Genomic DNA, 12,938 nt, shown 5'->3' on the forward strand with positions numbered 1-12,938 from the left:
ACAACGGTCAATATTATTTGAGAGAATTTCTCTTATAATGGAAGGGATAGCGGGTTGCTGTTACCAGACAAGTGTGATAAAGTTGTTGTATTGGTTTTTTCCGCCTTGGAAATACGTTTTGAGGTGAATGAAAATGGCATTGGCTGCGAAAATTTTACTTGTGATCGCAAGTATTGGCTTAATTATCGTCGTGTTGCTGCAATCGGGAAAAAGTGCCGGCCTTTCCGGAGCGATTGGTGGCGGCGCAGAGCAACTGATGGGCAAACAAAAAGCCCGCGGGATTGACGCACTTTTAGGGAAACTGACCGTTGTATTTGCGGTTGGCTTCATGATTTTTGCGATTTTGCTCGGGTATTTCTTGAAATCAGGAGCGTAATAGACGAACGGCCGAAAGACAGCGAGTGCAACTTGCTGTCTTTTTCTCTATTCCGATTGCGATATGCGGGAACGGTGAATACTACATAATAGGATGGTCATGGAGAAACGCGGGAATGCCACGCGAAAAAGGAGGTTTGTGAATGGAAGACCAAGAAAAAATACTCGCGTTTATGCGAGAGCAAGCATATCACCCGATGACGGTGAGGGAACTGGAAGAAGCGTTTGGAATCAAGGATTCTGCCACGTTCAAGGAGCTTGTGAAAACGCTGAATGCACTGGAAGCGAGCGGAGAGGTGATCCGCACCAGAGCGAATCGGTATGGCGTGCCTGAAAAAATGAATTTGGTACGTGGACGTCTGCAAAGTCATCCGAAGGGCTTCGGATTTGTGATCCCGGAAACACAGGGCACGGAGGACGTATACGTTCATGCGAATGATATGAACGGTGCGTTGCATGGGGATACCGTACTGGTTCGTGTGGAAAAGGAAGCGGGCGGCAATCGTCTGGAAGGGCAGATTATTCGCATCGTCGAGCGGGGAATGAAGCAGGTTGTCGGGACGTTCAAGGACGAGACGTATTATGCGTTTGTCATTCCCGATGAAAAGCGGCTCGGCAAGGATATTTTTGTCCCCAAAGAAGCCTATAACGGTGCCGTAGATGGTCACAAGGTAGTTGTGAACATCGTTCGCTACCCAGAGGGACGAGTGAATCCTGAGGGTGAAGTCGTCGAGATTCTCGGCCATAAGAATGATCCGGGCGTCGATATCCTGTCGATTATCCGCAAGTTCAACTTGCCTGAAGCTTTTCCAGAAGACGTGTTAGCAGAGGCTGAGGCAGCACCAGATGAGATTTCCGAGGAGGAGATCAGCGGCCGTCGTGATTTGCGCGAGCGAATGATGGTTACGATTGACGGTGCGGATGCCAAAGACTTGGACGATGCCGTTTCTCTGGAGAGGCTGCCAAACGGAAATGTAAGACTCGGCGTGCATATCGCTGACGTCAGCTATTATGTTCGTGAAAAGTCCCAGCTGGACAATGAGGCGTATCGTCGCGGTACCAGTGTCTACTTAGTTGACCGCGTCATTCCGATGCTGCCGCATCGCTTGTCCAATGGCATATGCAGTCTCAATCCGCAGGTAGATCGATTGACGATTTCCTGCGATATGGAGATGGATGCGAACGGAAACACCGTGAAGTACGACATCTTTTTGAGTGTGATTCGTACAGATGAACGTATGACGTATGCAGATGTACGCAGTATTTTGGAAGACAAGGACGAAGCCTTGACCGAGAAATACAGCAGACTCGTTCCGATGTTCGAGGATATGAAAGAGCTGGCCTTGAAGCTGCGTAAAAAACGGATGCAGCGCGGCGCGATTGACTTTGATTTCCGCGAAGCAAAAATTTACGTCGATGAAGAGGGAACCCCTACGGAAATCGGCTTCCGTACGAGATCGATTGCGGAGCAGATCATCGAGGAGTTCATGCTCGCTGCCAACGAAACAGTGGCAGAGCATTTCCACTGGATGAAGCAGCCGTTCATGTACCGGATTCACGAAGACCCGAACGCTGAAAAGCTCATGGCCTTCATGGAGTTCATCACGAATTTTGGCTACTCGATCCGCGGGAAGGGCAATTCTGTTCATCCACGTGCGTTGCAGCAGTTGCTGGAAGAGGTAAAAGGAACGCCGGAAGAAATTATTATCAGCACCGTCATGCTGCGTTCGATGAAGCAAGCGCGCTACGACGCGGAAAGTCTGGGGCATTACGGCTTGTCTACGGAGTTTTATACCCATTTTACTTCGCCGATTCGCCGTTATCCCGACCTGATCGTCCACCGTCGCATTCGCGAATGGATCGAGTTGGGGAATCAAATATCAGAAAAACGTCTGGGGTACTGGGCAGAGCAAATGCCAGTAATCGCGGAGCATGCGTCACAGCGTGAACGGTTGGCTGTCGATGCCGAGCGTGAAACAGACGATCTGAAAAAAGCCGAGTTCATGCTGGAGCGAGTGGGAGAAGAATTCGAAGGTGTCATCTCCAGTGTCACTTCGTTTGGGATTTTCGTCGAACTGCCTAACACCATTGAAGGTTTGGTGCACGTCAGCTTTTTGACCGACGACTACTATCATTACCATGAGAAAATGTTTGCGCTGGTCGGTGAGCGCACAGGCAAGCAGTACCGGATCGGAGATGTCGTCGAGGTACGTGTAGCGAATGTCAACGTGGATGAACGCACCATCGACTTCGAAATCGTCGGGATGCCGAAGGCTGGCTTCCGTGGTAGCCGTGAGCGTACGCCTCGCGTAATAGATGGTCGCGGTGGAGATCGTAAGCCGACACGTGGCAAACAAGATCGTTCACGCGCAGGCCGTGCAGATCGTCCTGGCAAACCAGATCGTCAAAAGGATAAAAAGCATCCGGCGGAAATCCGTCAGAAATACAAGGATCGCCGTAAAGCGGAAGGGAACACCGCCCCTCGCCGTGCTGGATCGGGCAAAGCATCGAGCGGTGAGGAAGTGCTGCCAATCAGTGCAGGAGAAGGAGATACCCCAGCGAAACGCCAGAAGGGATTCTGGGAAGATCTCGTCAAGTCCAAGAAAAAGAATCGCAAAAACGTAGCCAGTCAAGCGAAACGGAAACGCCGTTAAACAGTTGTTTAAACCCCGAAAAGTACTCGGAACGATCCGTTTCCCTTTTCGGGGATGTTTATTTACCGGGTAAATGACTTGCCACAATGGGCAAAATTTGCTAGACTAACTGGTACGAAACGCAGTACGTACAAGTGAGGTGATCTCCATGTCAAAAGATAAGGCCGGAACCAAGACAATCGCCCAAAACCGAAAAGCGCGCCACGATTACCACATCGAGCAAGTATACGAGGCAGGCATTGAGCTGACCGGTACGGAGATCAAGTCCGTGCGTGCGGCGCGTGTCCAGCTCAAGGACAGCTTCGCCCGTGTGCAGAATGGCGAATTGCTTCTGTACAATGTGCACATCAGTCCGTACGAGCAGGGAAATCGCTTTAACCATGAGCCAGAGCGGACTCGCAAGCTGCTGATGCGCCGCTTGGAAATCCTCAAGCTCAATGGTCTGATTCGCGAAAGAGGGTACTCGCTGGTCCCGCTCAGCATTTATTTGAAGGGCGGCTGGGCCAAAGTCGAGCTCGCACTTGTCAAAGGGAAAAAGAACTACGACAAGCGCGAAGACCTCAAGAAAAAAGAGTCTGCGCGTGATATCGAGCGTGCTCTGCGCGAACGCCAAAAAGGCTGATTGGATTGCACTGGCAGGCTTGGCAGCAATCAACGTTGAGTTTTGGCTGTCGCCTGTGCTATATTTAATAAGCAACAACAAGCCAATACACTGTTTAATATAGTCTAGGTGTGGATGTAATGGCTCTTCACCTAGACTTTTTCTCACCTACCTGGGGGCGTTCTGGATTCGACGGGGATGGTAGAGCATGAGAAGCGAGCCGGGGGGCTGCGGACCTCGTCAACAACGCGGAACGCCATTAACTGGCAACAAACAACTTTCTCTCGCTGCTTAATAACCAGTGAGGCGCTACCATTCCATCGCCCATGTGGCATGACTAGCGCTCAACTTTAGTGGGATACGCCGGAGGCTTCCGCCTGGAGCCGAAGGAAGAAGATCAATCAGGCTAGGTAACGGGTCAGCGCGTCACTCCGCGAATCCGGTACCGAAATCTAAATGAGTGACTGCGCTCGGAGATGCTCATGTATCGCTGTTTTCGGACGGGGGTTCGAATCCCCCCGCCTCCACCAAATACATAAAGTGAAGCCACCTGATGAGGGTGGTTTTTTTGCGTTTATTGGGAAGTTTCGCTACACATAGCGATTTGGAAAGCTTGTTATATCAAGCATTGTGGGGAGTTGAGTAAATGTATAGCGAAGAATATTTGATGTTATTCGAGTCGGTGAACACCATATATGTGAAATAATCAAGTATTACTTCAAAGAATTAGCATATCTTTTACTTGCTTTCCTGTATAATTTTAGGGGAAAACTTTGAGGGGTAGAGGTAGGTGAAAGTTCAAAATGAAAGTGATCACTTATTGGAGAAACAGTCTGGCGGATGCAGATCGTCTGAATCTGGATTTGTCAAAACTCTCTTCTCCCAAACAAATAGCATTTTCGGATATTGAGCGTGGTACATTACCACCTGCGATTGTTGAGGCATATTTCAGCAAAGATAAGTATAAAGAGGAACAAGTGATAGATGTTCTGCTTGCTCCTGTTGTTGCCTATATCAAGACTGAACATGGGGCGACTTTAAAGAAAGACTTGAAAGTGCTGGTTCCGTTATGGGTTCCTGCCAAAATGCACAAAGAAGGTCAGCTTCAAGTGAAACCTGATGCATTTCCGTGGATTCCAAGGAACTTTCTTGAGCCGTGTTCTTCAGATATTATTCCTATTGGCAAATTGGAGAGCATGGATGTATTTTTGTCCTCTCACCGTCAACCTGAAGAAAACTGGACAGACTATTGGAATTATGCCCTGAATCTGTTTTGCTCAGTCACAGGACAGGCGTTGTCTGCATTTGAACACGAACAGTATATGAGATGGAAAAAGGCATTTGTTTCAGATGAATCAGTCAAACGAGGTATGTCCAAAAATATTATTGAATTGTACGACGATATCAGGAGAAAGAAATACATACCACCACTTTTGAAAAGTTATGCTTCATTAGAAGATACACAGCTAAAACCCCTATTGGATGATATGGATTCCATTTTACAATCAGGAAATCATTTGGGGCAGATGAGTAATGTGTTTCCTGTATCAGAATCACAACGGGAAACTATTCATCACTTTTTAACATTGAATGAAGGAGAAATTCTTGCCGTCAACGGGCCACCGGGAACAGGAAAAACAACAATGCTACAGAGCGTTGTTTCGACACTATGGATTAAAGCGGCGTATGAACAAACAGAACCTCCAGTGATCGTTGTTACTTCAACTAATAATCAAGCTGTAACCAATGTAATAGACAGCTTTGGAAAAATAACTGAAAAGCCTAATTCGCTTGAGGGCAGGTGGATACCCAATGTTCATAGCTATGGATTATATTTGTCGTCTATCTCCCAAGATGAGAATCCAGGTTTCCAGACAGTCTATCCGTATCAAAGGGATGAGAAGAAGCCGCGTGGATTTACAACCAAACTTGAGACACAAGAATATGTTGCAGATGCAGAGAAGCTCTTTTTAGAAAAAAGTAGTTCATATGCGAAAAAGACATTCACTACGGTTAAGGAAGCGGTGGAATTTCTGCATGGTGAATTGAAGCAGACTGTAGATGAGCAGAGACAGTTAATTAAGGACTACCATGAGTTTTTGCATATCAACAAAATTGAGCAGGAAAAGTATCCGCAGGGAATCGAAAAAGCGTTAGCGGATAAAAGGGATGAGCTTGAACAAATACAGTACGAGTTAAACACAAAAAAACAGACGGAAATCGAATGGAACAAGCATCTGTACTCTCAACCGTGGTGGATGACAAAACTGAATTTCTTTCCGCTTAAAGGCTACGTCGACAAAAAGAGACGATTGCGAAACAAGATATTCATGCTTTCATATGGATATGACGAAATGGAAGAGGACGAGTTTACAACATCTATCCAGACGAGTAAAAAGAATCTTCAGCGGGATTTCGATATGGCTCAGGAAGAATTTGAACTGGTACAGAAAGATCAGCAATGGTATCAGAATACACGTAATGTATGGAACGATTGGAAAAACAAATTGCGTTTGAATGAAGAGGAAGATTTGCTCTCAAGATTGGACAGCGGTTACAGATACAATGCTTTTAAACTGGCAACCCACTACTGGGAAGGACGCTGGATACTGCAAATGCAGAATGAGTTTTCTACTAACTATGAAGACTCTCGTGGTGAAGCAAAGCAGAAAACAAGGTGGAGAAGAAACGCGAAACTTACCCCATGCTTTGTTTCAACATTGTTTATGACGCCATCTTTTTTCAAGGCATACCAAGGCGAATCAATACCGTTGTATAAGTTCATTGACCTGCTGATTATAGATGAAGCGGGGCAAGTGAGTCCTGAGATAGCAGGAGCAACATTTGCACTGGCAAAGAAAGCTTTGGTTGTTGGAGATACATTGCAAATTGAACCAGTATGGAACATTCCAAAATCAATTGATCTGAAAAACATGGAGAAATTCAAACTTGCCAGCACATATGATGATGCAGAAAAAACCGTGTTGAACAAATACATTGGTGCTTCCAATGGCACAGTGATGCATATTGCACAAAGGGCAAGCAAGTATCAGAAATATAATGAAGCCAGAGGGATGTATCTGACTGAACATCGTCGTTGTGTGCCGGAAATCATCGGTTACTGCAACAGATTGGCATACAAGGGACGACTCTTGCCGAAAAGAGGAAGTGAATCTGATTATCCACTGCCACATCTGGGCTACGCACATGTTCAAGGGGTATCCGAAAAATTTAGCGGTAGTAATCGTAATCGGATTGAAGCAGATGTTATCGTTAACTGGATATTGGACAATCAAGAGCGATTGATAAAGATGTATGAAGATCAAAAACTATCTAAAATAGAGGATATTATTGCAGTCGTAACCCCTTTTACCCAGCAACGACAACTGATTCAAACTGCGTTGAAAAGAGCCGAAATAAAGGATATGAAGGTGGGGACGGTTCATGCACTTCAAGGGGCGGAAAGACCAATCGTTATCTTTTCGCCAGTGTATGACAGCAGTACAGAATCGGGATATTTTTTTGATAATGGAGTCAACATGATGAACGTTGCTGTATCCCGTGCAAAAGACAGCTTCCTGGTGTTCGGGGATATGCAGATTTTTGATTCCAATGCATCTACGCCATCCGGTTTGCTGGCACGGTATCTGTTTGCAGATGAAGCAAATGAAATAAAGAATATCAGAATCTCGTCACGTGCATTGTCAAATCTCAGCGGAGCCGTCCATCATATAAGGGAGTTGGGTGAACATAGAAGAGTGTTGAAAGAATGCATTCGTGCCGCCAAGAAGGAAATACATATTGTTTCACCGTTCATGTCTTCGGTGGCAATCGAAGCGGACGGATTGCTTGAGGTATTTGCTGACACCATACGAAATGGAACTCAAGTTACTATATACACCGATGAGAAACTAAACGAGCAAAACGAAAGGCAGAGAAACAATTTCGTTAAAGCAAAAGAATCATTGCAAAGTGCGGGAGTTAAAGTTGTCGTTGCCAACCGTATCCACAACAAGACGCTTTGGGTAGATAATAGATTACTCATTGAAGGATCTTTTAACTGGCTATCAGCAAGGCGAAGTCCAAATGATCCATGGTGCAGGTATGAAACATCTCTTGTCTATAAAGGTGATGGGGTTGAACAAATGATTCAGCAGATTTGCTCTGATTTGGAGAAGAGAAAAGTAATGCAGATGGCATAAAACTTAGAGATATTTATTGCACAGGGAGTATCTTAAGCAGATAATGCCAGGTCAGCGCGTCACTCCGCGAATCCGGTGCCGAAATTTAAATGAGTGACTGCGCTCGGAGATGCTCATGTATCGCTGTTTTCGGACGGGGGTTCGAATCCCCCCGCCTCCACCAATACATAATCACAGGACTATAACAGGAAAGCTGGCCAATTTGGTCAGCTTATTTAATTGTTAAAGCATCCATGAGGGCACTGTGGATATTAAGATTTCTTCAATATAGCCCACTCGACAATCACAATATTAAGAATAAGCCCAGCCCAAATGTTTACATTCAATACCTCTCCAATGACGGTTTCCATACCATGCGGAAGAGAAAAACCGTGTAGGATAAAGTACAGAAGAAGTAATACTAGCACCAATAGACGCGCGCTTACGGCAACTAAGGATTCCAAAACTGCGAATCATCCATTTTCGGTGTTCCTCATATTGCCTGTTGATGGCGGTACGATACCCTTTCCAACAGGTGAACAGCCAAGCCAAAGATAAGATAAGGAAGCGTGTTGCCTTCATGAAATTTTCTGCATAAAAGATACTCCCTAAAGAGAGTAGTCCGCTGATAAACACACTATACACATAAACTCTCCCAAGAAAACGATGTATTCTTGGTTTCTGTAGGCGAATCCGGTCGACAAACTGGAAAAAACCAGTGAGAAGAGCAATGAAAGCAGAAACGATATGAGCAACTAATAAAGGATAGTGAACAGTGCCGGAAATAATCGTTATGCGACTGTTTGCAGGATCCAATGTTAAATAGGGAGCCATAAATGGAAGGATAACCACAAGAGATACAAGAAATAATCCCCACCAAATTTTAGGAAGCTTCTCAAGCACGCAAAAACCTCTCTCTTCTGAATCATTTGTCTTATGCCCATCCTAAACGCAAGTTCAAAACAAACCCTAACCGATTTCTAAAAAAAGGATAAAAACTAGAGGTGATGGGGTAGAACAAATGATTCAGCAGATTAACACTGATTTGCTGAGGAGACAGGCTGATGCAGGGAGGTAGTAAAGATGAAAGTAATGGAACTGATCTAGGAAAATACCAATCACTGGATTGGCTGGATCACAATTCCCGTTCCTTGCATAAAAAAACAAAGACCAACATAGTAAATATCGCCGGTCTTTGACTCATATTTAGCTATTAATTGGGCTCTAACACAAAGTAATACGGTTTGGAGAGAAGATTGTGCAAATGATCGCGTACTTCCACGTTAGACAATCGGTTTAAAGATTCGCTTATTTCCCGCTTCATGTCCGCGTACTGGCTTTCATACTGCTCTTCCAGACCCTCTTTTTGTTTCTCCTCGTGAATGGCTTTAGCTAAACGCTTTGCTATCTCAAATAGCTCTTGATTGGTCTCATCGTAACCAGGTTCATTCGCGTTTGCCAAATATCCGCGCATTTCTGCCAAGCGCGACATAGTATCACGCCAGTTCCATGCTTGTATATTCTTTTCTCTTGTTTGAGAGCATATCTCAACAAACGGATTTTTCGATAACAAATCCTCTAATGTACCCCATGCATCTGGTCGCAAAGATTCTTCGAGTTTTTGCAGACAGTACGCATCAGGAGAGAGTAACTCTACCACTTCACGAAACGCTGGAATCGAGTTTCGTTGATAGCTTTTGATCCCCCACAAGCTATGTACCTGCAAGGCAGTAGCAAATGACTTGCAGTGTGTATCGAGCTCTTCTAATCGTTCCTCATCTAGCTTATGACTAGCAAGAATCCTTGCTTTTACCTGATTATCAGGGATGCTTTCATTAGCTTCGCCTAATTGCATGTTTCTTTTGATGTACGTTCGAACCGCGTCTTTTGGTATCGATTTATCCTCTTGAGCACCAAGAATACCAAATCGATAAGAGATAAAATCCTCGAATCCTTTACTACTTCCGAACCCATCATCGATGGCGTGCAAATCTGGTTGCACTTCCATCATTTCAGCGAGCACCTGCTCCTCAAGTCCATAAATGCATGCTTCGATATGTGTCCAGTAGCTTCTGCATTCGGCTTCGCTCCCGAGTACACGTTGATAGACGTCATGGAAGAAGAGGATATGAGCAATTTCGTGGAAGTAATTTTGGAAAGGAAACTTGATGTGATTTCCCTCCAAATACGAGCCTGCATTTTGATAGATTCGTCCATGCTCTGGTCGGAATAACGTGGGTAGCGTCGAGTGCAAATCTAAGTATAATCCAATCCCCTCATTGTAACTATGTGCCCAAACAGCTAAATAGGTTGGGCTTAACAACAAAGCGATGGAGTGATTGGTAATTTGAACAGGCAAGTTGAAATAGCCGCCGTTTATTTGAGGCTGTAAGCTCAACCAGGTCATCCCAACTGCTAGAGCCTGATATAAAGGAAATTCACCATCCGCTGATGCTTCTCTACAATAACGTTGAAATTGACGTATATCGCTTACAATTCCATGGTTCTGAAAACCGTAGTTACCCTCGAATCGCTCAAGTCCTTCCATAAAATCCTCTGCTGATACCGTTAAAAATACGTTAATTCCATCCACCCAAAGATCGGAACCGATCTCTGATTCTAGCCATGTGTCTGCATCCTCGGCAAGCTCTCTTAACTGATGATATCTATCCAACAAATGCGCTTGATTCATTAACTGCACCATCCCGTCATGTTTGCTTACTGCCTAGAAAGCGAGAACTCTTTGCAAAAAATTCAAGAGCACACGAGGTGCTCTTGAACAATCGATTACTTTTTACACGCAAGGGTCATAATTGGATGGAAAAGCAATTTCATTTCTTGAACGTTTTGATTGTTAGAAAGTTGTACTTTCACTACCTTTTTCATGGCAATCCGTCCTTCCTAACTTTTATATGGTTACGGAGATCATGCATACTTTTTTGACTCTCTTACAAGCAAACATCAACAACTACGCGCCATTTCAACGCTTTCATTTCTTGTACGTGTTTGTTCTTGTTTACTGCTACTTTCACGACTTTTTTCATGAGTTTACACCTCCTTTCCAAAAGGATGGAACTATATGTGCTTACTTTCAACAAAAGGATTAATTGTAATTATAAGGAAAATTGACAATTGATTTCAAGTTAAGAAAAATAAATATTTTCTGAAATATATAAAACTTAGGTGATGTCTTAGATACGACGGTTCATTCCAGGGATCCGGGGTACAGGAGTCGAAAAGCTCCACCAACTTTTTAGGAAGGGTAGGGGGTCGAATCTCCCTTCTCGTATCCAGGGAAGGTACTTCCAGATGCGACACTAAGGACGCTTGTAGTATACTGTATCAGGGGTGTAAGCTTGATGTCCGGTAACCATGGAGTACCTGAGCCTGAGCCCACTCCATATTTGCAAGAGAAAGATAATTCTTTCTCTTGGGGGCAGTACTTTGAGTTATATGTGTTTGAACAGAATGTTTATTTAGAGTATAGTATCAGAATGAATAAATTTGGGGTTGGTAAGCAACCAACTGAATGAACATTTATGAATGAGAGATATAGAACAATTAGGAGGATTGTTGTGTCACAGAAAGCGCCAGTTTCTTTTGTAGTTACGATAGGATTCATGTTATTTGCTTTGTTTTTTGGAGCGGGTAATTTAATTTTTCCGCCAATGCTTGGCCAATTAGCAGGAACAAATGTATGGCTAGCCAATGCAGGTTTCTTGGTGACAGGGGTTGGGTTACCATTACTAGCGATCACAGCCTTAGTTTATTCGGGAAAAGACGACTTGCGCTCCTTAGCCAGTCGCGTGCATCCCGTATTCGGAATGGTATTCACGATTGTTCTATATCTAGCAATCGGTCCGTTTTTTGCGATACCTAGATCCGGCAATGTATCGTTTGATATTGGGATAAAGCCTTTCCTATCAGAACAGGCAGGTCCGGCACCGTTGATTCTATTCACCATCCTGTTTTTCGCAATTGCCTGCTTCTTATCGCTCAATCCTATGAAAATTATCCATGTAGTCGGAAAAATCTTAACTCCAATTAAATTGACATTTATCGGAATTATTGCAGTAACGGCTATTCTTTATCCAATTGGAGCCCTTCAAGCTCCGCAAGCAGATTACACATCCCATGTATTTTTCAAGGGTTTTCAAGAAGGGTATTTAACATTGGATGCGCTTGTCGCTTTTGTTTTTGGAATGATCATCGTGAATGCGATTAAAGAAAAAGGAGTGACTGCCAAAAAACAAGTTTTGGCTACGAGCGCAAAAGCAACAATCATAGCCGGTATCCTTCTCGCTCTTTTCTATACCGCACTTTCCTTTATGGGTGCCTCTAGTGTGGAAAAGTTGGGCCACTTAGAAAATGGCGCTGAAGTTTTGGCGAAAGTTTCGCATTACTACTTTGGTTCTTATGGTGCCATTTTATTGGGATTAATGATTACAGTGGCATGTTTGACTACAAGTGTAGGGCTTATTACAGCCTGTTCTTCTTTTTTTCATGGATTGTTTCCGAAGATCTCTTACAAAAAATTTGCGGTTATTTTGTCTGTTTTCAGTACACTCGTTGCCAATATTGGACTAACGCAACTCATTAAGGTCTCCGTTCCGATCTTAATGACCATGTATCCGATTGCGATCTCGTTACTCTTCTTGACGTTTCTGCACAAAGCATTCAATGGCAGGCCAGAAGTGTATCAAGGAAGTTTACTGTTCACTTTTCTGATTAGTCTGTTTGATGGCTTAAAGGCTGGCGGGATTGACAACAGTGTTGTCCATCATTATTTTACTCAGTACCTTCCACTGTATGAGGTAGGTTCGGGCTGGCTGCTGCCCTCTCTAATAGGGGGGATATGCGGATACATGATCAGTGTATGCCGGAAGAATACGTACCACGTTCAAAAACAAAAGGAGGCATGAAAATAGCTTTTCACATAGACACATGCCACTTATAAGATGCTTTACAAACCCGTCTCTTACCATATAGGAGACGGGTTTTGTGTTCATAAGTCAATCAGCATCGAGTCACAGTTAAAAATATTTGGATTTTTCTAAAGTTTGCTGATTGGTTTTACCCACTTTATGGTATTCTATTTTTTGCGATGAATGTCATATATATGGGGTG

7 protein-coding genes and 1 other RNA gene are annotated in these 12,938 nt (G+C 44.1%); 6 read left to right on the forward strand and 2 right to left on the reverse strand.

All coding sequences use genetic code 11. The features are described from left to right. The first annotated feature begins 133 nt into the window (after window positions 1–133). From secG to EL268_RS02940, 5 genes are all read left to right on the forward strand, one after another. A complete protein-coding gene (gene secG / locus EL268_RS02920; RefSeq protein ID WP_007728789.1) occupies window positions 134–376 on the forward strand; it encodes a preprotein translocase subunit SecG in 243 nt (80 codons plus the stop codon). 142 nt (window positions 377–518) lie between these two features. Next, on the forward strand, window positions 519–3,029 hold the full coding sequence (rnr, locus tag EL268_RS02925; protein WP_106657085.1) for a ribonuclease R: 2,511 nt from the start codon (window positions 519–521) through the stop codon (window positions 3,027–3,029). A 148-nt stretch (window positions 3,030–3,177) separates the two neighbouring features. Beyond that, entirely contained in the window at window positions 3,178–3,651 is a 474-nt protein-coding gene (smpB, locus tag EL268_RS02930) for an SsrA-binding protein SmpB (RefSeq protein WP_016740379.1), read from the forward strand. A 153-nt stretch (window positions 3,652–3,804) separates the two neighbouring features. Further along, window positions 3,805–4,160, forward strand: a transfer-messenger RNA (tmRNA) gene (gene ssrA / locus EL268_RS02935). A gap of 273 nt (window positions 4,161–4,433) precedes the next feature. Further along, window positions 4,434–7,832, forward strand: coding sequence for an AAA domain-containing protein (locus EL268_RS02940; protein WP_106657086.1), 3,399 nt, complete (start codon window positions 4,434–4,436; stop codon window positions 7,830–7,832). 291 nt (window positions 7,833–8,123) lie between these two features. Here EL268_RS02940 and EL268_RS02945 read toward each other — a convergent pair whose 3' ends face one another. After that, the gene (locus EL268_RS02945; protein ID WP_232030235.1) at window positions 8,124–8,714 is read right to left on the reverse strand and encodes a DUF2306 domain-containing protein; all 591 of its coding nucleotides are present in this window, start codon (window positions 8,712–8,714) and stop codon (window positions 8,124–8,126) included. Window positions 8,715–9,024: 310 nt separating this feature from the next. After that, the gene (locus EL268_RS02950) at window positions 9,025–10,503 is read right to left on the reverse strand and encodes a hypothetical protein (protein ID WP_106657087.1); all 1,479 of its coding nucleotides are present in this window, start codon (window positions 10,501–10,503) and stop codon (window positions 9,025–9,027) included. Between the two features lie 883 nt (window positions 10,504–11,386). Between EL268_RS02950 and brnQ the strand changes: the two genes are divergently transcribed. Further along, a complete protein-coding gene (gene brnQ / locus EL268_RS02955) occupies window positions 11,387–12,733 on the forward strand; it encodes a branched-chain amino acid transport system II carrier protein (RefSeq protein ID WP_106657088.1) in 1,347 nt (448 codons plus the stop codon). Window positions 12,734–12,938 lie beyond the last annotated feature (205 nt).

It is taken from the genome of Brevibacillus brevis (assembly GCF_900637055.1).
Taxonomy (GTDB): Bacteria; Bacillota; Bacilli; order Brevibacillales; family Brevibacillaceae; genus Brevibacillus; species Brevibacillus brevis.

Excerpts from the sequence above, each read along its gene's own strand:
- secG (WP_007728789.1), top strand. The coding sequence starts at position 134 with ATGGCATTGGCTGCGAAAATTTTACTTGTGATCGCAAGTATTGGCTTA.
- rnr (WP_106657085.1), top strand. The coding sequence starts at position 519 with ATGGAAGACCAAGAAAAAATACTCGCGTTTATGCGAGAGCAAGCATAT.
- smpB (WP_016740379.1), top strand. The coding sequence starts at position 3,178 with ATGTCAAAAGATAAGGCCGGAACCAAGACAATCGCCCAAAACCGAAAA.
- EL268_RS02940 (WP_106657086.1), top strand. The coding sequence starts at position 4,434 with ATGAAAGTGATCACTTATTGGAGAAACAGTCTGGCGGATGCAGATCGT.
- EL268_RS02950 (WP_106657087.1), bottom strand. The coding sequence starts at position 10,503 with ATGAATCAAGCGCATTTGTTGGATAGATATCATCAGTTAAGAGAGCTT.